Source organism: Cupriavidus sp. C3SS-1 (assembly GCF_057073755.1).
This window is the reverse complement of sequence record NZ_CP172699.1, coordinates 1,055,555-1,076,333: the sequence shown is the minus strand read 5'-3', so window position 1 is coordinate 1,076,333 and position 20,779 is coordinate 1,055,555. Positions and strand designations below refer to the sequence as shown.

Here is a 20,779-nt window from a genome sequence, read left to right as displayed (position 1 = left end):
AGCCTTTCCGGAGGCCAGCCTGCCTTCCTCTTCCCTGACCCGACTCGCTATGGGCGCTGCATACGGCACGTCGTCGGCAGCGTGGTCTGGGCGGCCTTGAGCTTGCGCACCGTGCGGAAGCCGTAGCCGGAGCCCTCGTTGTCAAATCGTACTTCGCCGCCCTGCCGCTCCATGACCGAGACATAGAGCGGCTGAAGCACCTGGTGGTCGTCGGCGCGCACCGTGGCCTCATGGAAGTCATTGACGTATCGCATGTTCTCCAGCGCGCGGGCTACCTGCACGGCATCGGTCGAGCCGGCTTTCTCAATCGCGCGCGCCAGCATTTCCACCATCATCTGCATGCGCAGGTGCACGTAATCGTCCCTTGGGTCCGGGTAGCGGGCGCGGAACTGCTCGTAGAAGGCGTCCGAGGCGGCCCCACCGACGTTCGGGTGCCATTCCGCCACGGCGAGCACACGACCCACGCCGGCATCCCCCATCGCGGCGGGTGCGCCAAGTCCATTGCCGTAGAAGGTATAGAACCTGGCCTGCAGGCCGCCTTCGCGTGCAGCCTTGACCATCAGCGTCAGGTCATTGCCCCAGTTTCCGGTCACCACCGCGTCGGCCCCGCTGGCCTTGATTTTGGCGATGTAGGGCGCAAAGTCCTTGATCTTGCCGATCGGGTGGAATTCGTCGCCGACAAACTGCAGGTCCGGCCGCTTGGCCGTCAGCATCTCGTGCGCGGAGCGCGACACCTGATGGCCGAAGCTGTAGTCCTGGTTGAACAGGTACACGCGGCGCACCGCGCGGTCCTGCCGGATGACTTCGGCCAGTGCCTGCATGCGCATGTCGGCGCTGGCGTCGAAGCGGAAATGCCAGAAGCTGCAATTCTCGTTGGTCAGGCTCGGGTCGACGGCCGAATAGTTCAGGAACAGTACCCGGGCGTCGGGCTGCCGGGCATTATGCCGGTTGATTGCCGCCACCAGCGCGCTCGCCACCGCCGAGCTGTTGCCTTGCAGGACAAAGGGAATGCCCTTGTCCACGAGCCCGCGGAACTGGATCAGGCTTTCGTCGACATTGCCCTTGCTGTCGAAGGTCACCAGCTCCATCGGGCGCTTGCCCTGAGCCGTCTTCACGCCGCCCCGCGCATTGATCCGCTCGATCGCGATGCGCAGGTTCCGGACCACGGCATCGCCGGCATTGGCGAACGGCCCGGACAGCCCGTCGATCATGCCGAGCCGGATCGGCTCCTGCGCCTGGGCTCCCGCTGCCAACCACATGAGGCCAACTGCCAGCCAACCCTTCGCCTGTTTCCACATGCCATGCCTCCACGAAAGGGCGCATGGTAAGGCAGCGCCCGCGCCGCGGCAAATCAGAATGCCGCGCCGTTCCCAGCCGAAATGCGGAGCCGATGCGCGGATTTGTCGAATGTTCTCAGCAACGATCAGTATCTTCGGCCCATGTGGCGCGAAGTCTGACCCTACGCTTGCGCCACCCCATGAAAACAGCCCGCGGACCATGCTTGATGGCCGGCGGGCTGGTTCGGGCGTTCAGGGCCGGTAGGCCCTTCGCCCCCGGCGCTGCTCCGGGTAGGAACGGCGCCAGGATGCGGGTCTGAAAATCAGATCTGCGGGTTGATCTTCTGGACGGCCTTGTCGTGCAGCTTGTTCAGCGCGGCCAGGTAGGCCTTGGCCGATGCCGCCACGATATCCGGGTCGGTACCGACACCGTTGACAATACGGCCGGCCTTGGACAGACGCACCGTCACCTCGCCCTGCGCCTCGGTACCGCCGGTGATGGCGTTCACCGAGTACAGCACCATCTCGGCGCCGCTGTTCACCTGCGATTCGATCGCGTGCAGCGTGGCATCAACCGGACCATTGCCCTCGCCTTCGCCGGCGTGCTCCTGGCCATCCATGTTGAACACCACGCGGGCACGCGGACGCTCCCCCGTTTCCGAGCGCTGCGACAGCGAGATGAAGCGATAGTGTTCGTTGGCGTCATGCTGCGCCTCGTTCGAGACGATGGCCATGATGTCTTCGTCGAAGATCTCGGCCTTCTGGTCGGCCAGTTCCTTGAAGCGGCCGAAGGCGGCATTGACCTCGGCTTCGCTTTCGAGCTCGACACCCAGCTCCTGCAGGCGTTGCTTGAACGCGTTGCGGCCCGACAGCTTGCCCAGCACGATCTTGTTGGCGGTCCAGCCCACATCTTCCGCACGCATGATCTCGTAGGTGTCGCGCGCCTTCAGCACGCCGTCCTGGTGGATGCCCGAGGCATGCGCGAACGCATTGGCGCCGACCACGGCCTTGTTCGGCTGGACCACGAAGCCGGTGATCTGCGACACCAGCTTCGAGGCCGGCACGATCTGCGAGGTATCGACGCCGACGTCGAGATTGAAGTAATCGCGGCGCGTCTTCACGGCCATCACGACTTCTTCGAGACTGGTATTGCCGGCACGCTCGCCCAGGCCGTTGATCGTGCACTCGATCTGGCGGGCGCCGCCGAGCTTCACGGCTGCCAGCGAGTTCGCCACCGCCATGCCGAGGTCATTGTGGCAATGGACCGACCACACGGCCTTGTCGGAGTTGGGGATACGCTCGCGCACCGAACGGATCAGGCCGGCATAGCCTTCCGGCACGGCATAACCCACGGTATCCGGCAGGTTGATGGTGGTCGCCCCTTCGGCAATCACGCCTTCGAGCACGCGGCACAGGAAATCCATGTCCGAGCGGCTGCCGTCTTCCGGCGAGAACTCGATATCGTCCGTGAACTGGCGCGCAAAGCGCACGGCCAGGCGGGCCTGCTCATACACCTGGTCAGGCGTCATGCGCAGCTTCTTTTCCATGTGCAGCGCCGAGGTGGCGATGAACGTGTGGATACGGAACGAATTGGCCGGCTTCAGCGCTTCGGCAGCGCGGGCGATGTCCTTGTCGTTGGCGCGGGCCAGCGAGCAGATGGTCGAATCCTTGACGACCTGGGCAATCGAACGGATGGCTTCGAAGTCGCCGTTGGAGCTTGCCGCGAAGCCAGCCTCGATCACGTCGACCTTCAGCCGCTCCAGCTGCTTCGCAATGCGGATCTTTTCCTCGCGCGTCATCGAGGCGCCGGGCGACTGCTCGCCATCGCGCAAGGTGGTGTCGAAAATGATGAGTTTGTCAGACATTGGAGCTCCTGGGCTTTATCGTGTGCGGTCCCCGCCATCGTGCCGCCGGGTATCGCCTGTTTCGCGCATCCCTGATGCGGGAATGCAAAACGCCCCGGCGTGCATCGATGCAGGCCGGGGCGTTGGAAAATTCCTTGGTGATTCCGCGCTAAGGTATGGGTAGCCTTAGCGCACGCGCGTCCCGACCTGATGGCCTAGTAGGCCACCTAGGGTGGTGCGGGCGAGTAGGGCTTGGCGCGAAATCATGGCAAGGAATATAGCGGAGTTGCCGCGCCCATGCAAGACGGGTAATCACGGGCAAGGTCGGCGCCGGTCTCAGCCCTTCGGAGGAATCCGCAGTTTCTGGCCCGGGTAGATCTTGTCGGGGTGAGACAGCATTGGCTTGTTGGCCTCGAAGATGCGGTTGTACTCGGCGCCGTTGCCGTAGGCCGCCTGCGAGATCGCCCACAGCGTGTCGCCCTTGACCACGGTGTGCCACTGCGACTCGGACGACTCGACGTTGACCGACATCTTGTCCTCGACCTTGTCCACGCCTTGAACGTTACCGCAGCACAGGACGATCTTTTCCCGCGTAGCCTGGTCGGGCGCCACGCCGAAAACGGTCACCAGCCCCTGGGAGCCATCCACCTGCACCATCAGGCCCGTGGCATCGAGACCCATCTGCTTGATGTACGCCTCGATGGCATCGCCGGCAGCGCGGTTGGCCGCATCCACGTTCTCGGCCGATGCGTCGGCCGTCGCGGCGGCCTGCGCGGCCTTGGCCTCGCCGGTGCCGAACAGCTTTTCCCCCGCTTCCTTGATGAAGTCGAACATGCCCATGACATCCTCCTGACGGTGAGTGGAAACACAGAATCCATGCCATGGTGGCTGCCATGGCAAAGCGGAACCCGTGGTGAAGCGTCCCGCTGCAAAGCACGAAGGGCGCCGCAGCGCCCTTCCCCTTCGCATCAACTAGTGATTGCCGCTATCGCGCGCCCGCCTGGCCACCCCGGGCTGGCCGTGAATGCCGCGCCAGGCCCACAGTACGTAGCCGGAAATCGCATAGGCGACAAACAGTGCAAACAGGGCGACCGGCGGATCGGTCGACACGAGCACGAAGAGCACCAGTACCAGCACCATCATGCCGAACGGCACGCGGTAGCGGACATCGAGCGCCTTGCCGCTGTAGAACGGCGCATTCGACACCATCGACAGCCCGGCATACAACGTGATGCCGAACGCCACCCACGGCATCCACAGTTCCTTGACCGGCAGCTTGTTGTCGATCACCAGCCAGACAAAACCGGCGACCAGCGCCGCGGCCGCCGGACTCGGCAGCCCCTGGAAGAAGCGCTTGTCGACCACGCCGATATTGGCATTGAAGCGCGCCAGCCGCAGGGCTGCGCACGTGCAATAGACAAAGGCCGCGATCCAGCCCCATTTGCCGAGGTCATGGAGGATCCATTCGTACATCACCAGGGCTGGCGCCACGCCGAACGAGGTCATGTCCGAGAGCGAATCGTACTGTTCGCCGAACGCGCTTTGCGTGTTGGTGATGCGCGCCACGCGCCCGTCCATGCCATCGAGCACCATCGCGGCGAAGATCGCAATGGCCGCCACGTCGAAGCGCATGTTCATGGCCTGCACGATGGCAAAGAAGCCGGCGAACAGCGCTGCCGTGGTGAACGCATTCGGCAGCAGGTAGATACCGCGGCGGCGCGGACGCTCGTAGATGATGTCCTGGTCATCCGCGACATCGTCGTCCAGCTCATCCGCGCCGCGCAGCTGGTTGTGGCGGAACGGACGCAGGTGCGTCACGTTGCCATTGGTGTTCCGCTTGTTGCGTCGATGGAAGGCAACCATTACAGCGCTCCTGTCTGGTTGTCGCTTACTTCAGTTCATCCAGCTCGGCGAGGATCGTCGACGATGCCGAGACCTTTTCACCGATGGTGACACGCGGTCGCGCATTCAGCGGCAGGTAGACGTCCACGCGGGAACCGAAACGGATAAACCCATAGCGCTGGCCGCGCGACAGGCTTTCGCCGACGCGGGTGTAGCACAGGATGCGGCGTGCCACGAGGCCTGCCACCTGCACCAGTGTCACGATCTGGCCATCGACGGCGCGGCGGATCACCAGCGCATTGCGTTCGTTCTCTGTCGATGCCTTGTCCAGGTCGGCGTTGACAAACTTGCCCGGAAAGTATTCGAGCTTTTCGACCTGACCGTCAACCGAAGCGCGGTTCGAATGCACGTTGAACACGTTCATGAACACGCTGATCTTCAGCGCTTCACGGCCGGCATACGGGTCCTGGACCTTTTCCACCGAGACGATGCGCCCGTCGGCGGGTGCCAGCACGGCATTCGGTTGCGCGGGAATCGGGCGCGGCGGATCACGGAAGAACTGGAGCACGAACAGCGTGATGATCCACAACGGCAATGCCCACCAGAAACCCGCGCTGGCATGGACCAGCAGCGAGATAAGAAAGGCGCCGGCCAGGAATGGCCAGCCTTCACGGGCGATCAGCGGATGAGGATAGTTCATGCAGTGCTTGTTTGATGGAAAAGAAAAGGCACGATCGCGCACTAAACTGCGGCAGACGCGGCCACTGGCGGGCCCGACGGCACCGAAGCAGAGCAGGATAAGGCACGCTCCGCCCATAGTCTGACAAGGATAACAAAAAGCCGTTCAGGCCCCGTGAATCCCTTCCCACTATAGAAGGCATCCACGAGACACTGAACGGCTGTGACCGCGCCAGCCATCGGGCGGCACGGTCTTCAGGCTGGCAGGCAGCTTAGTTCTTCGACTGATCGACCATCTTGTTCTTGGCGATCCACGGCATCATTGCGCGCAGCTTTTCGCCAACCACTTCGATCTGGTGCTCGGCGTTCAGGCGGCGGCGCGACGACAGGGTCGGGGCGCCAGCCTTGTTTTCCAGCAGGAAGCTCTTGGCGTACTCGCCGGTCTGGATGTCCTTCAGGCACTGCTTCATGGCCTTCTTGGTCTCTTCGGTCACGACGCGCGGGCCAGTGACGTATTCGCCGTATTCGGCGTTGTTCGAGATCGAGTAGTTCATGTTGGCGATGCCGCCTTCGTAGATCAGGTCGACGATCAGCTTCAGCTCGTGCAGGCACTCGAAGTAGGCCATTTCCGGCGCGTAGCCGGCTTCCACCAGCGTTTCGAAGCCTGCCTTGATCAGCTCGACGGTACCGCCGCACAGCACGGCTTGTTCGCCGAACAGGTCGGTTTCGGTTTCTTCGCGGAAGTTGGTCTCGATGATGCCGGCACGGCCGCCGCCATTGGCGGTGGCGTATGACAGGGCGATGTCACGGGCGGCGCCGGACTTGTCCTGGTGCACGGCGATCAGGTGCGGCACGCCGCCACCCTGGCTGTACGTGGCACGCACGGTGTGGCCCGGGGCCTTCGGCGCGATCATGATCACGTCCAGGTCGGCGCGCGGCACCACGGCACCGTAGTGCACGTTGAAGCCGTGGGCGAAGGCCAGCGCGGCGCCTTCCTTGATGTTGGCGTGCACTTCGTTCTTGTACACGTCGGCGATCTGCTCGTCCGGCAGCAGGATCATGACCACGTCGGCGCCCTTCACGGCCTCGGCCACTTCCTTCACCTGCAGGCCGGCGTTGACGGCCTTGTTCCACGACGCGCCGCTCTTGCGCAGGCCGACCGTCACGTTCACGCCCGAATCCTTCAGGTTCAGCGCGTGGGCATGGCCTTGCGAGCCGTAGCCGATGATGGTGACGTTCTTGCCCTTGATGAGGGAGAGGTCGGCGTCCTTGTCGTAAAACACTTTCATGATAATTCCTTCAGTCTCTATCTTTGTATGAGGAGGCGGCATCATCAGGCGCATCGTGTGCGTCCGGATCGCGCCGCCCGGGGGGATACTGCGAAAACTTTCAGCGTGCGTGCGGGACGTCCGTTCAGACCTTCAGGATGCGCTCGCCGCGGCCAATGCCCGAGCCGCCGGTACGGACGGTCTCGAGGATGGCGGTGCGGTCGATGGCATCGAGAAACGCATCGAGCTTGACGCCGGCGCCGGTCAGCTCGATGGTGTAAGTCTTCTCGGTAACGTCGATGATGCGGCCACGGAAGATGTCGGCGGTGCGCTTCATTTCCTCGCGCTCCTTGCCGACCGCGCGCACTTTCACGAGCATCAGCTCGCGTTCGATGTGCGCGCCTTCGGTCAGGTCGACCACCTTCACCACTTCCACGAGGCGGTTCAGGTGCTTGGTGATCTGTTCGATCACGTCATCCGAACCAGTCGTGACGATCGTCATGCGCGACAGCGATGCGTCTTCGGTGGGTGCCACCGTCAGCGTCTCGATGTTGTAGCCGCGGGCCGAGAACAGGCCGACCACGCGCGACAGCGCGCCCGGTTCGTTTTCCAGCAGGACCGAAATGATGTGTCGCATTACAGGTCCTCCGCGCCGAGCAGCATTTCGGAAATGCCCTTGCCCGCCTGGACCATCGGCCAGACGTTTTCGGTGGGATCGGTCTGGAAGTCCAGGAACACGGTTCGGTCCTTCAGGCGGAAGGCCTCGCGCAGCGCCGGCTCGACGTCGGACGTCTTTTCCACGCGCATGCCGATATGGCCATAGGCCTCGGCCAGTTTCACGAAGTCAGGCAGTGCATCCATGTAGGAATGCGAGTAGCGGTTGTCGTACTCGATTTCCTGCCATTGGCGCACCATGCCCAGGTAGCCGTTGTTGAGCGAGCAGATCTTGACCGGGGTGTCGTACTGCAGGCAGGTCGACAATTCCTGGATACACATCTGGATCGAGCCCTCACCGGTGATGGTGACGACTTCCTTCTCCGGGAACGCCTTCTTGATGCCCATGGCGTACGGCAAGCCCACGCCCATCGTGCCCAGGCCACCGGAGTTGATCCAGCGGCGCGGCTCGTTGAACTTGTAGAACTGCGCGGCCCACATCTGGTGCTGGCCGACGTCGGAGCAGATGAAGGCATCGCCCTTGGTCAGTTCCCAGATCTTCTCGACCACGTACTGCGGCTTGATGATCTCGGAGCTGCGGTCGTATTTGAGGCAGTCCACCGAACGCCATTGCTCGATGCGCTCCCACCACTTGGCCAGGGCCTCGCGCTTGGGCTTGACGTCGCTGGCCTGGAGCTGGGCAATCAGTTCCTGCAGCACGTCCTTGACGTTGCCAACGATGGGGATGTCCACCTTCACGCGCTTCGAGATCGACGACGGGTCGATGTCGATATGGATGATCTTGCGCGCCTGCGAGGCGAAGTGTCCCGGATTGCCGATCACGCGGTCATCGAAACGCGCGCCAATGGCAATCAGCACGTCACAATCCTGCATGGCCATATTGGCTTCATACGTGCCGTGCATGCCCAGCATGCCGACGAACTGCTTGCTGCTGCCCGGGAACGCGCCCAGGGCCATCAGCGTGTTGGTGACCGGGTGGCCCGTGAGAGCAGCCAGCTGGCGCAGTTCCTCGCTGGCATTGGCCAGCACCACGCCGCCGCCGGCGTAGATGTACGGACGCTCTGCGCCCTGCAGCAGCGCGACGGCCTTGCGGATCTGGCCCGAATGCCCCTTGTTCACCGGGCTGTACGAGCGCATGTCGATCGACTTGGGGTACTCGTACTTGCAGGTGTTCCGGGAGACATCCTTGGGGATGTCCACGACCACCGGGCCCGGACGGCCGGTGGAGGCAATATAGAAAGCCTTCTTGATGGTCGATGCGAGGTCGCGCACGTCCTTCACGAGGAAGTTGTGCTTGACGATCGGCCGGGTGATCCCGACGGTATCGCATTCCTGGAAGGCATCCTGGCCGATCGCGTGGGTCGGCACGTTGCCGGTGATCACCACCATCGGGATCGAGTCGAGATACGCGGTGGCAATGCCCGTGACGGCATTGGTCACGCCGGGACCGGAGGTCACCAGGGCGACGCCCACCTTGCCGGTTGCCCGCGCGTAGCCGTCTGCGGCATGGACCGCGGCCTGCTCGTGGCGCACCAGGATGTGCTCGAATTTCGTTTGCTTGTGAAGCTCGTCGTAGATATACAGCACTGCGCCGCCGGGATAACCCCAGACGTACTCAACGCCTTCTTCGGCTAGTGCGTGAACGAGAATTTCCGCACCGATCATTTCGGGTGCGGCAGATGAATTGCTGTCTGCGTGGGAGAATTCCGCGCTGGGCATGTTCATTTCAGTCCTTTGCAATTTTCGGCAAAAAATTGTTTGGATGCTCTCTGCCGGGCTTGTGGCACGGGTTCAAGCGGTGCGCGTCTGCATGGAAGACCGCCTCATAAGCGGCCGGATGAGACAACCACTGATGTCGTGTGAACCGTCGATGATACTGCAATGCATCAGCGCGGTCTACGATCTTTTCGTGTCGCCCCGCCGCCATTTTGCAGACGGGTTCTTGTATTAGGGACAATACAGAAGTGGTCATGGCCACTTGTTTTTTGCTAGCATCGCACCACTCCGGCTACGCCGCGAGCCGTTCGCAGCACATCCGCCAGCACAGAGATATCGTTTTCACCCGCCTGCATGGCTACCGACCAGGAACTGTCCGACTTTCTCGCCAGCGTCGAGCGGCGCGCCTTCAAGCAGGCGGTCTTTGCCGTGCGCGACGACGAAGCGGCGCTGGACATCGTCCAGGACGCCATGATCAAGCTGGCGGAAAAATACGGCGACAAGAGCGCCGCGGAATTGCCCCCGCTGTTCCAGCGCATTCTGCAGAACACGATCCACGACCATTTCCGCCGCCAGAAGGTGCGCAATACCTGGGTGTCGCTCTTCTCGAGCCTGCGCGACGAACGCGACGGCGACGACAACGACCTGCTCGATACACTCGAAGCCCAGCCCGGATCAGAGCTGGCCGAGAGCAGCGCCGACAAGGTCGAGCGGGCACAGGTGATGCATATCATCGAGCAGGAAATCCAGCGTCTGCCCACGCGTCAACGCGAGGCATTCCTGATGCGTTACTGGGAGGATATGGACGTCGCCGAAACCGCCGCGGTCATGGGGTGCTCAGAAGGCAGCGTCAAGACGCACTGTTCCCGTGCCACGCATACCCTGGCGCAAGCATTGCGCGCACGGGGGGTTCGACTATGAGCAGAAACGACAGAGAAATTCAGGAACTACGCTTCGCGCATGAGGTTCGCGCTGCACTTGACGCATCGGCCGACAATTTGCCGGCCGATGTGAGCGAGCGGCTGGCGGCTGCGCGCCGTATGGCGCTGGCCCACAAGAAGGCCGAGGCGCCGGTGCGCGCACCGCAATTCGCCATGCCGACCGGCCATCACGCGCCATCGTTCGACGACGAAGACGATTCTGCCTTGCACCGGGTCGGCAGTTGGCTGAAGCGGGGGGCGCTGGTCTGGGCCCTGGTCGCGCTCGGCGCCGGCCTGATCGGCATCTATCACTGGCAGCAACAGAAGCGTGTCGAGGAACTGGCGGACATCGATGCCGCCATGCTGCTCGACGACCTTCCCCCCACGGCATACGCCGACCAGGGCTTCCACGTGTTCCTGAAGCGCGGGCAATAGACATGGCCCGTGCGACTTCCCGCCCCGACGCAATCCGCCGCCGGCTGGAAACCCTGCTGCTGTCGGGTTTCTGTGCCGCCGCCGTCTGGTGCCTGACACCGCCCGCCGCCTATGCGCAGGGCCCGGTGTCGGCGCCGCAGGCCACCCCGGCTGTCAATGCACGCCCGGCCTGGTCGGAACTGACGCCGGTCCAGCAGCGCATCCTGGGGCCGCTGCAGCCGCTGTGGGACACGCTGCCCGAACTCAACCGGCGCAAGTGGCTGCGTATTGCCGAACGCTATCCGAGATTTTCGCCGGATGAACAGGCACGGCTGCAGACGCGGATGGCCGAGTGGGTCAAGATGACGCCGCAGCAACGCCGCCTGGCGCGCGAAAACTACCAGATCACGCGAGCCCTGCCGGCGGAGAAGAAAGCCGAGGCCTGGGACAAGTACCAGCAGTTGCCCGAAGAGCAGAAGAAGAAGCTGGCGGCCGCCGAGCGCGTGCCGCGCAGGCCCGGCGCGGTCAGTGCGCTGCCCAGCGGCAAACGCCTGCCCAGCGACACCAGCCACCAGATTCGCCAGGACAAGAAGGCTGCGGCACTGACGGCAAAGCCGGCCTCGGCGGCGGCTGCCAGGGCCGGCACCGCCGACGCACCGGCCGCCCCGGCGGCGGCAACGCCGCCGGCAAACGCTCCGGCAGCCCCCGCGTCCGCACCGGAAGGCGGGTCCGAAGCCGCTGCCGCCACCCAGGCCGACAGCACAATCCGGCAGTAAAGCGTCCCACGGACGGCCATTTGGCATAATCGCCGGATTCCGCCCATGCCCGGGCCAGGCCCGGTCACGCCGGAACGCTTGTCCAAGGTCATCCGATTCCGTGCCATGCCTGCCGCCACCCTCGCTCCGTCGCCCGCCGTCTCCTCGCATCCGTCCGCCCCGCCGCTGCGTCGACGCATCGCCTGCATGCTGTACGAGGGCGTACTGCTGTTCGGCGTGTTGAGCGCCTCGACGGCGTTATTCCTGCTAGCCCGCCCGATGCTGCAGCAGCTTGGGCTGGACAGCCCCTATGCCATCCAGGGTTGGAGCTTTGTGGTCATGGGACTCTATTTCACCTGGTTCTGGCAGCGCAGCGGCCAAACCCTGGCCATGCAGACCTGGCGCATGCGGATCGAGACCGCCCAGGGTGAGCCGCCGCGCTGGCCGCAGGCCGCCCTGCGCTATGTGCTGGCGTGGCTGTGGCTGCCGCCTTCGGCAGCGCTCGGGCATTGGCTCGGCCTGGTGAAAGGCCCGTTCGTCGGCGTGCTCTGCGGCGGGCTCTTCGTGTGGATCCTGCTGGCCTTGCTCGATCCGCGCCGCCAGTTCCTGCACGACCGCCTGGCGCGAACGCGCGTGACCGACCTGCGGCCACCGCGCCCATGACCCTGAGCGCCGCCGGCGCGCGCCGCGTGGCGGTAACGCTGCAGGCGGCCACTGCGGCCGGAATCGGCTGGCTACTGACGCAATACGCTGGCTGGAACTGGCCGGCGGCACTGCTCGCCGGTATCGCGGCAGTACTGGCCGGACTGGCCTTGGGCATCGGACTGGCCTTCGCCATGACGCTGCGCGGCACCGGCGTGGCGCGCCACCAGCGCCCTCCTGCCGCGCCGGCCGGGCTTGCCAGCGGCAGGTTTCCGCTGCGGCCCCTCGAGGCTGTCCGGTGCTTCGCCAATGAGTACATTGCGGTCTTCCGCATGTTCAACTGGCTGCAGCCGTTCTGCTCTCACCGCCGATACGCGCAGCCCGCGGAAACGTTTGCCACCCGCCCGATGCCTACCGTGCTGCTGGTGCATGGCTACGCTTGCAATCATGCCGTCTGGCTGGACCTGCAACCCGCGCTGGCGGCATCCGGCTATCCCTGCGAAGCCATCGACCTCGAGCCAGTTCTGGGCGATCTCGACGACTATGCCGACGCCCTGCGCCGGCATGTCGGCCAGGTCAATGCGCGTACGGGCCAGCCCCCGCTGCTGGTCTGCCATAGCATGGGCGGGCTGGTCGCGCGGGCGGCACTGGCGCGCTCCGGCGAGAACCTTTGCGCCGGGGTCGTCACGCTTGGCACCCCGCACCACGGCTGCGCGCTGGCCCGCTTCGGCGCCGGCCGCAACAGTTGGCAGATGCGCTGCGGCAGCCCCTGGCTGAGGGCGCTGGCCCGGATCGAAGCCCAGGCACCCGGCTTGCGCGCGCGCCTCGTGTCGATCTTCAGCTGGCACGATTCCATCGCCGGCCCGCCTTGCACCAGCTGGCTGGACGGCGCGCAGAACAAGACGCTGACGGGCATCGGCCATGTATCGCTGCTGCGCGATCCGCGCGCCATCACGGCGGTGCTCGACGCACTGGCCTCGTTGCGCACGGCAGCACCCTGACGCCTCCGCGCGGCGCTGTCGGATGGCGGCAACGTTTCATATGTCATTCATGTTTCCGTCACCGCTCCGTCACGGCGTACTGGCTGAATGCAGCCATCGCCGTCATCGGGGCCGCCATGGTTCAAGCAATCCGGTCTGCACTCGGAATTCTGTCGGGAGTCTCGCACAGGCTGCGTGGCAGCCCTGATCCCGAACTCTCGCAGGTCCTGTCGCGCATCGCCGCGCTCGCGGCCTTCGTGCCGCCGCCGGCCGAGCCCCCCGCCCTGCCGGCGCTGGCACCGCCGTCCGATGCCAGCCAGCATTTCCCGCCCGAGCCGCACCCGATCCAGCAGTACCGCGCGATCTGGCTGTCCGACATCCACCTGGGCACCGCCGGCTGCCAGGCCGACTACCTGCTCGATTTCCTCAAGCACAACGAATCCGAACGGCTCTACCTGGTCGGCGACATCATCGACGGGTGGCAGCTCCGGCGCGGCTGGTACTGGCCGCAGAGCCACAACGACGTGGTGCAGAAGCTGCTGCGCAAGGCGCGCAAGGGCACCGAGGTCATCTACGTCCCCGGCAATCACGACGAAGTCGCCCGGCAGTTCGACGGCCTGGCGTTCGGCGACATCACGGTGCGCGAAGACGCCGTCCACGTGACGGCTACCGGCAAGCGCCTGTGGGTCGTGCACGGCGACCTGTTCGACGGCGTAGTGCAGCACGCGCGCTGGCTCGCGTACCTCGGCGATTCGCTGTACACGGTGATCCTGGCGATGAACCGCCACTTCAACCGCATCCGCGCACGGCTCGGCTTCCCGTACTGGTCGCTGTCGCAGTACCTGAAGCACCAGGTCAAGAACGCGGTGAACTACATCAGCTCGTTCGAACACGCGATGGTCGACGAGGCGCGCCGGCGCGGCTGCGACGGCGTGGTCTGCGGCCATATCCACAAGGCCGAGATCCGCGACGTGAACGGCCAGCTCTACTGCAACGACGGCGACTGGGTCGAAAGCCTGTCGGCGCTGGTCGAAACCATGGAAGGCGAGCTCAAGATCGTCTACTGGACCACGCTGCTCGACGCGCCGCAAGCCATGCCGCGCAAGCGCCGTCGCGCGGCCGCCATCACGGGCTAAACCGCCGGCCCGATCCCCCGATTTTTCAAGAACGCGGCCACACCATCGAGGAGTCCGCATGAAGATCCTGATCGTCACCGATGCCTGGGAACCGCAGGTCAATGGCGTGGTGCGCACGCTCAAGTCGACCCGCCGCGAGCTGGAGGCCATGGGCCACACGGTGGACATGATCACGCCACTGGAATTCCGCACAGTGCCGTGTCCGACTTATCCCGAGATCCGCCTGTCGCTGCTGCCGTCGGCGCGCGTGGCGCAGCGCATCCGCGACTTTGCGCCGGACGCCCTGCATATCGCCACCGAGGGCCCGCTCGGCATGGCCGCGCGCCGCTACGCGCTGCGCCGCGAAATGCCGTACACGACGGCCTACCACACGCGCTTCCCGGAGTACGTGCAGGCCCGCTTCGGCATTCCGCTGTCGTGGACGTACCGCTTCCTGCGCTGGTTCCACGGCCCCGCGCAGGCCGTGATGGCGCCGACGCCCGTGGTGCTGGACGATCTGCGGCGCTACGGCATCGGACACTGCGTGCTGTGGACCCGCGGCGTGGACCTGGAGGTGTTCAAGACGCAGCGTGTCAACGTGCTCAACACCGCGCATCCGATCTTCCTCTATGTCGGCCGCGTGGCCGTGGAAAAGAACGTGGAGGCCTTCCTGGCGCTGGACCTGCCGGGCTCCAAATGGGTGGTGGGCGACGGGCCCGCGCTGGGCTCGCTGCGCGCGCGGTATCCGGGAGCCAACTACCTCGGCGTGCTGAGCCAGCCAGAATTGGCCAGGGTGTATGCTTCGGCTGACGTGTTCGTGTTTCCCAGCCGCACCGATACCTTCGGACTGGTGCTGCTCGAAGCGCTGGCCAGCGGCCTGCCGGTGGCGGCCTATCCCGTGACCGGCCCGATCGACGTGCTTGGCGAGAGCCCGGCCGGCGTGATGCACGAAGACTTGCGCGAAGCCTGCCTGGAAGCGCTGCGCATCGACCGCGCGTCCGCCCGCGCGCATGCCGAGCGGTTCTCGTGGCGTGCCGCGTCCGAGCAGTTCCTGGCGCACCTGCGTCCGCTTTCGGCCGGCGGGAGTACCGGCAGCGCGGACGATGTGCCTGTCCAACCCGCCCCACAGACCCATGCCGAAACCACCTCAGCCGCTGCCGTCCGACCCGTCGCTGCGGGGGCAGGCACCTCGCCCGCCCAGCAGTGATTACTCGATCGAGCAGAACCCGCACAAGGGCAACCGCGGCCTGGCCCGTGCCTGGCATGCCGCGATCAATTCCTTTTCCGGGCTGCGCTACGCCGTACTCGAGGAAAGCGCGTTCCGCCAGGAGCTGACGCTGGTGGCGATCCTGGCGCCGTGCGCTTTCGTGCTGCCGGTCGGCACGGTCGAGCGCATCATGCTGCTGGGCACGTTGCTGGTGGTGCTGATGGTGGAACTGCTGAACTCGAGCGTCGAGGCGGCGATCGACCGCATCTCGCTGGAGCGCCACAGCCTGTCCAAGCGCGCCAAGGATTTCGGCAGCGCCGCGGTCATGCTGGCGCTGATTCTCTGCGGCGGCACGTGGATCGCGATTGCCGGGCCGCACGTCGTGCACTGGTTGCGACAGCTGGCAGGCTGAGCCGCCGCGCGGGATGCCGCAAGGGCGAAGGCAGGCCGGGCCGATTGCTTATAATCGCTACCCTGCCCCGATTCACCGATCGCCCGGACGCCCATGGAACCCAAACCGCAAACCGGTCCCCGCCGCACCAGGGACCGCATCCTCGACGTCTCGCTGCGCCTGTTCAACGAAGTCGGCGAACCCAACGTCACCACCACCACCATTGCGGACGCCATGGAGATCAGCCCCGGCAATCTCTACTACCACTTCCGCAACAAGGACGACATCATCAATTCCATCTTCGTGCGCTTCGAGCAGGAGATGGAACGGCGCCTGAAGCTGCCCGAGGACCACAAGGCCACGCTTGACGAGAGTTGGGGCTACCTCCAGTACATGTCGGAGTTCCTGTGGAACTACCGTTTCCTGTACCGGGACATCAACGACCTGCTGGCTCGCAACCGCATGCTGGAGACCAACTTCAAGCGCATCGTCGGGCAGAAGAAACGCTTTGCGCTGGAGATCTGCACCCAGTTCATCGAAGATGGCGAGATGGAAGCGACCCCGGAGCAGGTCGAAGCGATCTGCACCAACATGGTCGTGCTCGCCACTTACTGGCTGTCGTTCCAGTTCGTGCAGCATCCGCGCCAGTACAACGACCCCGCGCAGATCCGCGGCTACCTGCACGGCTCCAGCTATCACATTTTTTCGATCCTGGCGCCGTACCTGCGCGGCCGCGCGCGCGAGGCGTTCGAGCAGCGCGCGCGCGAATACGCCGCGTCCGGCGCGCCCCAGGAAAACCCGTCAGACAAGGACAAGAAGTGAAATCCGTTTGCGTGTATTGCGGCTCCAGCCCCGGCACCCGCCCCGAGTATGCCCAGGCCGCCCGAGCGCTCGGCAAGGCGCTGGTGGAAAACGACATGTCGCTGGTCTATGGCGGCGGCAAGGTCGGACTGATGGGCATCGTTGCCGATGCCGTACTGGATCAAGGCGGCACCGCGATCGGCATCATCCCCGACGCGCTGATGCAGAAGGAAGTGGGCCACCGCGGCCTGACCGAACTGCACGTGGTGCGCAATATGCACGAACGCAAGCAGATGATGGCCGACCGCGCCGATGCCTTTATCGCCATGCCCGGCGGCGTGGGCACGTTCGAGGAGCTGTTCGAGACCTTCACGTGGCTACAGCTCGGCTACCATGCCAAGCCGGTCGGGCTGCTCAACGTGGCGGGCTTCTATGACGGCATGCTGGGATTCCTGTCGCACGCGGTGCAGGAAGGATTCCTCAAGCAGGTTCATGCCGACCTGCTGCATGTAGCCGACACGCCGGCAGCGCTGCTGGGCAAGCTGGGCAACGCCCCGCGCGAGATCGTCGACAAGTGGCAGGAACGCCGCGACGAAACCTGACGCAGGGCCCGGTGCCGGGCAGGCCGCGACATCAGAACCGCGAGCCCGGCTCCTTGAGGAAAGCCAGTTCCTCCGGCGTGCTCTGCCGGCCCAGGATGGCATTGCGGTGCGGAAAACGCCCGAAGCGCGCGATGATCACGCGATGCTTTTCCGCCCACTCCACCACATCCACCTTCCCGGCAGTCTCTTCACGCAGCTGCGTCGTCAGCCGGACGCTTTCGTCCTGGTCCTGCAGCGACTCCGAGTGCTCGAACGGCAGGTAGCAGAACATGCGGTGAAAGCCGGTCGGCAATTCACGGTCCATCCCGCCCTCGACCATGCGCCGCGCCAGCGCCAGTGCCTGGGCATCGGTCGCAAAGCTGCGCGGGTCGTTGCGGAACAGGTTGCGCGGGAACTGGTCGAGCAACACCACGCGGGCGCAGGCGCCTTCATGCGTGGCGCACCAGTCCTCGCCGTCGTCGGGGTCGCCGGAGTGCGCCGTCTCCCACAACGTCAGGAAGCGTGAGCGGATCACGTCGTCGAACGCGGCGGACTTGGTGAACCATTCCCGCCGCTCGGTGTTCCAGACCGGCGAGCCGTGGTGGCCGAACCAGAACTCCAGCAGTTCGTGGGCGGCTTCAGGCAACTTGTCTTGCATCGCCCTACCCCTTTCTAGAAAAGATTCTCGAAGCGATCCGGGCCGCTTCAGCGGGCCACGTTGCGCATCCAGTCAGCGGTCTGGAAGAAGGCCTGCATCAGGCGCAGTTGCAGGTCCTCGGACAGTCCGATGTCCTGCATCGCCAGCGCCATGCAACGCATCCACTGGTCACGCTCGCTGACGCCGATTTCAAACGGCATATGGCGCGCGCGCAGGCGCGGATGGCCGAAGCGCTCGATGAAATGATTTGGGCCGCCCAGCCAGCCGCACAGGAACCAGAACAGCTTGTCGCGCGACCCGTCGAGCGAAGGCGGATGGATCGCGCGCAGGCCGGCGAACTCCGGTTCCAGGTCCATCAGGTCGTAGAAGCGGTCCACCAGCTCGCGCACGCGCGCTTCGCCGCCGACCAGGTCGAAGGCCGTGACTTCGGTGCCGGCCTTGCCGGTGGATTCGGGTTCGGTACTCATTCAGATACTCGCAAACTGTGGACGGCGAGCCGGGGCATCATGCATCACGCAATGTCGCCAGCGCCGGCTGGCGCAGCACATCGCGCAGGCCCAGCCAACCGCCCGCAAAAGCGCACAGCATGCCAGAAACCACGCCGGTCGGCACGATCCACGGATTGAAGCGATAGGGGAAATCGAAGACATACTGGGACAACGCCCAGCCGACCGCAATCGCACCGAGACTGGCCAGCAGGCCGGCCAGCCCGCCGACCACCAGGAATTCCGCGTACTGCGTTTGCCTGACCTGCGCGGCCGAAGCGCCCAGTGCCTTGAGCAGGCCGGCATCGCGCATGCGTTCGTCGCGCGCGCCCGACAGTGCCGCGTACAGCACCGTGATGCCCGCCGCCAGCGTGAAGACGAAGAGGAATTCCACGGCGGCAATGACCTGGTCCACCACTGCCTGGATCTGCCGCAGGATCAGGTCGGTGTTGACCATGGTGATGTTGGGAAACGCTGCGACCAGCCGGTTGCCAAGCGCCGCGCTCGCGGCCGGCAGGTGGAAGGCGGTGATATAGGTCTCGGGCAGCCCGTGCATGGCGGAAGGCGAAAGGATCACGAAGAAATTGACCCGCATCGATCCCCAGTCGAGCTTGCGCAGCGAGGTCACAGTTGCCTGTACGTTCTGGCCCGCGACGTCGAAGTGCAAGGTATCGCCGAGGCGGATGCCAAGGGTCTTGGCGATCCCTTCCTCGACCGATGCCCCCGCGCCGGTACCATGGAGCCAGTGCCCGGCAACCACCTGATTGCCTTCCGGCAGCGCGTCGGTATAGGACAGGTTGAATTCGCGCTCCACCAGGTTGCGCGCGCGGCCTTCGGCGTAGCTGTCCGCACGGATCGGGCGCGCGCCGATTTGCGTCAGGCGTCCGCGCACCATGGGATACAGCAGGTCGTGGATGCCGGCCGTGGCCAGCATGCCGCGCAACGGCTCGCGCTGGTCCGGCTGGATGTTGATGATGAAGCGGTTGGGCGCGTCGGCGGGTGTCGCGTTGCGCCATGAATCGACCAGGTCGTTGCGCGTCATGCCGAGCAGAAGCAGCGCCATCAGGCCCACCGCAAGCGCCACGGTCTGCAGCACGGTCACGGCGCGGCGCCGCTCCAGCACGGCCAGCGCAAAGCGCCAGCCCACGGCAGTCCGGCCCGACAGCCGGCCGCGCAGCGCGCGCGACAGCAGCATCAGCAGCCCGAGCGCCAGCAGCGCGAATACGGCACCAGCCGCGGCAAACCCGCCAGCAGTGGTCAGCCCGAGCCGCAGGTCGCGCGCCGCCACCAGCAACAACGCGACGAAGGCGCCAAGCCCCAGCGCATAAGCCGCCCACGCCGACACGGGCGGCGGCCCGATGTCACGGCGCAGCACGCGCAACGGCGCGATGCGCGTCAGCGCGAGCAACGGTGGCAGCGCAAAGCCCGCCAGCAGCACGAGCCCGGCCAGCACACCCACGATCGCCGGCAACAACGACGGCTGCGGCAGCGAGACCTGCAGCAGCCCCCCCAGCGACATCAGCAACCCGTAGTGGGCCAGATAGCCCAGCACCACGCCCACCGTGGCCCCGGCCGCGCCAAGCAACAGGAACTCCAGGCCGAAGGCCGCCAGGATCTGGCGGCGCGACAGCCCCATGCACTTGTAGACCGCGCACGCGTCGGTATGCCGCTGCATATAACGACGCGCCGACATCGCGATCGCCACCGCGGCGATCATCGACGAGAGCACCGCGACCAGCGACAGGAAGCGCTCGGCGCGGTCCAGCGTCGCGCGCATCTGCGGCTGCCCCGATTCGAGCGATTCCACGCGCGTGTTGCGCAGCTTGAGGCGGTCGATCTCCCCCGCGGCCCAGCGCTGGTAGGCACGGCCCGCGGCGTCGGGCCCCGCCACCAGCAGGCGGTAGCTCACGCGGCTGCCCCAGCCGATCAGGCCGGTGCTGTCGAGATCGGACAGCGGCATCAGCACGCGCGGCGCGAAGTTCATGAAGCCCGCGCCGCGATCGAGTTCCTGCGTGACGATACGTTCGATGCGGAACGTGCGGCTTCCCAGCTGCAGCGCGTCGCCCACGCGCACGCCCAGCGCACCCAGCAGCGCCTCGTCCACCCACACCGTGCCGGGCGCCGGAATGCCTTCAACGGCCTGCTCCGGACCGCCGGGCACGGCGGCCACCTTCAGCTTGCCCCGCAACGGATAGGCAGGGCTGACCGCCTTGAGCGCGGCGAGCTGGCTCGGCGCTTCCGCGCCGGCCGGGGCATCGGCGCGGCGTGCCGTCGCCATGCTCGGAAAGGTTACCGTGTGTGCCACCGTCATCCCCGTCTCGGCAGCATGGTTGGCGAACGCTGCATCGAACGGGTGGTCGGACACCAGCAGCACATCCGCCGCAATCATCTGCCGCGCGTCGCGCTCCAGGCCCAGGCGCATGCGGTCGGCCAGGAAGCCGACGCTGGTCAGCGCGGCGACCGCCAGCACCAGCGCAAACAACAGCAGGTAAAGCTCGCCGGCCAGCCAGTCGCGCCGCGCCATGCGCAG

The 20,779-nt window shown here is 65.4% G+C and carries 21 protein-coding genes; 10 read left to right on the top strand and 11 right to left on the bottom strand.

Annotation, left to right across the window (positions count from 1 at the left end):
• Positions 1-47 precede the first annotated feature (47 nt).
• The 8 genes from ACIGJC_RS04980 to ACIGJC_RS04945 form a co-directional block, all read right to left on the bottom strand.
• Positions 48-1,298: a branched-chain amino acid ABC transporter substrate-binding protein gene (locus ACIGJC_RS04980; protein WP_483710915.1), complete on the bottom strand. Its 1,251-nt coding sequence runs from the start codon at positions 1,296-1,298 to the stop codon at positions 48-50.
• A gap of 302 nt (positions 1,299-1,600) precedes the next feature.
• Entirely contained in the window at positions 1,601-3,142 is a 1,542-nt protein-coding gene (locus ACIGJC_RS04975) for a 2-isopropylmalate synthase (RefSeq protein ID WP_483710914.1), read from the bottom strand.
• Positions 3,143-3,457: 315 nt separating this feature from the next.
• A complete protein-coding gene (gene lysM / locus ACIGJC_RS04970; RefSeq protein WP_483710913.1) occupies positions 3,458-3,961 on the bottom strand; it encodes a peptidoglycan-binding protein LysM in 504 nt (167 codons plus the stop codon).
• Positions 3,962-4,093: 132 nt separating this feature from the next.
• Positions 4,094-4,984 (bottom strand): CDP-diacylglycerol--serine O-phosphatidyltransferase, encoded by an 891-nt coding sequence (gene pssA, locus ACIGJC_RS04965; protein WP_483710912.1) that lies wholly within the window; start codon positions 4,982-4,984, stop codon positions 4,094-4,096.
• 25 nt (positions 4,985-5,009) lie between these two features.
• On the bottom strand, positions 5,010-5,663 hold the full coding sequence (locus ACIGJC_RS04960; protein ID WP_483710911.1) for a phosphatidylserine decarboxylase: 654 nt from the start codon (positions 5,661-5,663) through the stop codon (positions 5,010-5,012).
• A 250-nt stretch (positions 5,664-5,913) separates the two neighbouring features.
• Positions 5,914-6,930, bottom strand: a complete 1,017-nt coding sequence (gene ilvC, locus ACIGJC_RS04955) for a ketol-acid reductoisomerase (RefSeq protein WP_483710910.1) — start codon at positions 6,928-6,930, stop codon at positions 5,914-5,916.
• 124 nt (positions 6,931-7,054) lie between these two features.
• Complete coding sequence (gene ilvN / locus ACIGJC_RS04950; protein ID WP_483710909.1) at positions 7,055-7,546, bottom strand: acetolactate synthase small subunit; 492 nt, start codon at positions 7,544-7,546, stop codon at positions 7,055-7,057.
• Positions 7,546-9,309 (bottom strand): acetolactate synthase 3 catalytic subunit, encoded by a 1,764-nt coding sequence (locus tag ACIGJC_RS04945; RefSeq protein WP_483710908.1) that lies wholly within the window; start codon positions 9,307-9,309, stop codon positions 7,546-7,548. Before ACIGJC_RS04945 ends, ilvN begins: the two co-directional genes overlap by 1 nt.
• A 345-nt stretch (positions 9,310-9,654) precedes the next feature.
• Between ACIGJC_RS04945 and ACIGJC_RS04940 the strand changes: the two genes are divergently transcribed.
• From ACIGJC_RS04940 to ACIGJC_RS04895, 10 genes are all read left to right on the top strand, one after another.
• Positions 9,655-10,221, top strand: coding sequence for an RNA polymerase sigma factor (locus ACIGJC_RS04940; protein ID WP_483710907.1), 567 nt, complete (start codon positions 9,655-9,657; stop codon positions 10,219-10,221).
• Positions 10,218-10,655, top strand: coding sequence for a DUF3619 family protein (locus tag ACIGJC_RS04935; protein ID WP_483710906.1), 438 nt, complete (start codon positions 10,218-10,220; stop codon positions 10,653-10,655). Before ACIGJC_RS04940 ends, ACIGJC_RS04935 begins: the two co-directional genes overlap by 4 nt.
• 2 nt (positions 10,656-10,657) lie before the next feature.
• Complete coding sequence (locus ACIGJC_RS04930) at positions 10,658-11,410, top strand: DUF3106 domain-containing protein (RefSeq protein WP_483710905.1); 753 nt, start codon at positions 10,658-10,660, stop codon at positions 11,408-11,410.
• Between the two features lie 105 nt (positions 11,411-11,515).
• Positions 11,516-12,052 (top strand): RDD family protein, encoded by a 537-nt coding sequence (locus ACIGJC_RS04925; protein ID WP_483710904.1) that lies wholly within the window; start codon positions 11,516-11,518, stop codon positions 12,050-12,052.
• The gene (locus ACIGJC_RS04920; RefSeq protein ID WP_483710903.1) at positions 12,049-13,032 is read left to right on the top strand and encodes an esterase/lipase family protein; all 984 of its coding nucleotides are present in this window, start codon (positions 12,049-12,051) and stop codon (positions 13,030-13,032) included. The genes ACIGJC_RS04925 and ACIGJC_RS04920 overlap by 4 nt, the downstream gene beginning before the upstream one ends.
• A gap of 116 nt (positions 13,033-13,148) precedes the next feature.
• A complete protein-coding gene (locus ACIGJC_RS04915) occupies positions 13,149-14,147 on the top strand; it encodes a UDP-2,3-diacylglucosamine diphosphatase (RefSeq protein WP_483710902.1) in 999 nt (332 codons plus the stop codon).
• A 58-nt stretch (positions 14,148-14,205) separates the two neighbouring features.
• Positions 14,206-15,333 carry a glycosyltransferase family 4 protein gene (locus ACIGJC_RS04910; RefSeq protein WP_483710901.1) on the top strand — a complete coding sequence of 376 codons (1,128 nt, stop codon included), beginning with the start codon at positions 14,206-14,208 and terminating at the stop codon, positions 15,331-15,333.
• Positions 15,260-15,745, top strand: a complete 486-nt coding sequence (locus ACIGJC_RS04905) for a diacylglycerol kinase (RefSeq protein ID WP_483710900.1) — start codon at positions 15,260-15,262, stop codon at positions 15,743-15,745. Before ACIGJC_RS04910 ends, ACIGJC_RS04905 begins: the two co-directional genes overlap by 74 nt.
• Positions 15,746-15,838: 93 nt before the next feature.
• A complete protein-coding gene (locus ACIGJC_RS04900) occupies positions 15,839-16,546 on the top strand; it encodes a TetR/AcrR family transcriptional regulator (RefSeq protein ID WP_483710899.1) in 708 nt (235 codons plus the stop codon).
• Positions 16,543-17,127, top strand: coding sequence for an LOG family protein (locus ACIGJC_RS04895; protein ID WP_483710898.1), 585 nt, complete (start codon positions 16,543-16,545; stop codon positions 17,125-17,127). The genes ACIGJC_RS04900 and ACIGJC_RS04895 overlap by 4 nt, the downstream gene beginning before the upstream one ends.
• 31 nt (positions 17,128-17,158) lie before the next feature.
• Here the strand turns inward: ACIGJC_RS04895 and ACIGJC_RS04890 are convergent, their stop codons facing one another.
• Genes ACIGJC_RS04890 through ACIGJC_RS04880 form a run of 3 tightly spaced genes read right to left on the bottom strand, consistent with a single transcriptional unit; the run spans position 17,159 to position 20,773 of the window.
• Complete coding sequence (locus tag ACIGJC_RS04890; protein WP_483710897.1) at positions 17,159-17,764, bottom strand: DUF924 family protein; 606 nt, start codon at positions 17,762-17,764, stop codon at positions 17,159-17,161.
• A gap of 47 nt (positions 17,765-17,811) precedes the next feature.
• Positions 17,812-18,231: a group II truncated hemoglobin gene (locus tag ACIGJC_RS04885; RefSeq protein ID WP_483710896.1), complete on the bottom strand. Its 420-nt coding sequence runs from the start codon at positions 18,229-18,231 to the stop codon at positions 17,812-17,814.
• A gap of 37 nt (positions 18,232-18,268) precedes the next feature.
• A complete protein-coding gene (locus ACIGJC_RS04880) occupies positions 18,269-20,773 on the bottom strand; it encodes an ABC transporter permease (RefSeq protein WP_483711463.1) in 2,505 nt (834 codons plus the stop codon).
• Positions 20,774-20,779: the final 6 nt, after the last annotated feature.

Coding starts and splice junctions, on each gene's coding strand:
- ACIGJC_RS04960 (WP_483710911.1), bottom strand. CDS start 5,663: ATGAACTATCCTCATCCGCTGATCGCCCGTGAAGGCTGGCCATTCCTG.
- ACIGJC_RS04925 (WP_483710904.1), top strand. CDS start 11,516: ATGCCTGCCGCCACCCTCGCTCCGTCGCCCGCCGTCTCCTCGCATCCG.
- ACIGJC_RS04945 (WP_483710908.1), bottom strand. CDS start 9,309: ATGAACATGCCCAGCGCGGAATTCTCCCACGCAGACAGCAATTCATCT.
- ACIGJC_RS04885 (WP_483710896.1), bottom strand. CDS start 18,231: ATGAGTACCGAACCCGAATCCACCGGCAAGGCCGGCACCGAAGTCACG.
- ACIGJC_RS04930 (WP_483710905.1), top strand. CDS start 10,658: ATGGCCCGTGCGACTTCCCGCCCCGACGCAATCCGCCGCCGGCTGGAA.
- ACIGJC_RS04975 (WP_483710914.1), bottom strand. CDS start 3,142: ATGTCTGACAAACTCATCATTTTCGACACCACCTTGCGCGATGGCGAG.
- ACIGJC_RS04910 (WP_483710901.1), top strand. CDS start 14,206: ATGAAGATCCTGATCGTCACCGATGCCTGGGAACCGCAGGTCAATGGC.
- ACIGJC_RS04980 (WP_483710915.1), bottom strand. CDS start 1,298: ATGTGGAAACAGGCGAAGGGTTGGCTGGCAGTTGGCCTCATGTGGTTG.
- ilvN (WP_483710909.1), bottom strand. CDS start 7,546: ATGCGACACATCATTTCGGTCCTGCTGGAAAACGAACCGGGCGCGCTG.
- pssA (WP_483710912.1), bottom strand. CDS start 4,984: ATGGTTGCCTTCCATCGACGCAACAAGCGGAACACCAATGGCAACGTG.
- ACIGJC_RS04880 (WP_483711463.1), bottom strand. CDS start 20,773: ATGGCGCGGCGCGACTGGCTGGCCGGCGAGCTTTACCTGCTGTTGTTT.
- ACIGJC_RS04920 (WP_483710903.1), top strand. CDS start 12,049: ATGACCCTGAGCGCCGCCGGCGCGCGCCGCGTGGCGGTAACGCTGCAG.
- ACIGJC_RS04890 (WP_483710897.1), bottom strand. CDS start 17,764: ATGCAAGACAAGTTGCCTGAAGCCGCCCACGAACTGCTGGAGTTCTGG.
- ACIGJC_RS04935 (WP_483710906.1), top strand. CDS start 10,218: ATGAGCAGAAACGACAGAGAAATTCAGGAACTACGCTTCGCGCATGAG.
- ACIGJC_RS04940 (WP_483710907.1), top strand. CDS start 9,655: ATGGCTACCGACCAGGAACTGTCCGACTTTCTCGCCAGCGTCGAGCGG.
- lysM (WP_483710913.1), bottom strand. CDS start 3,961: ATGGGCATGTTCGACTTCATCAAGGAAGCGGGGGAAAAGCTGTTCGGC.
- ACIGJC_RS04900 (WP_483710899.1), top strand. CDS start 15,839: ATGGAACCCAAACCGCAAACCGGTCCCCGCCGCACCAGGGACCGCATC.
- ACIGJC_RS04915 (WP_483710902.1), top strand. CDS start 13,149: ATGGTTCAAGCAATCCGGTCTGCACTCGGAATTCTGTCGGGAGTCTCG.
- ACIGJC_RS04905 (WP_483710900.1), top strand. CDS start 15,260: ATGCCGAAACCACCTCAGCCGCTGCCGTCCGACCCGTCGCTGCGGGGG.
- ilvC (WP_483710910.1), bottom strand. CDS start 6,930: ATGAAAGTGTTTTACGACAAGGACGCCGACCTCTCCCTCATCAAGGGC.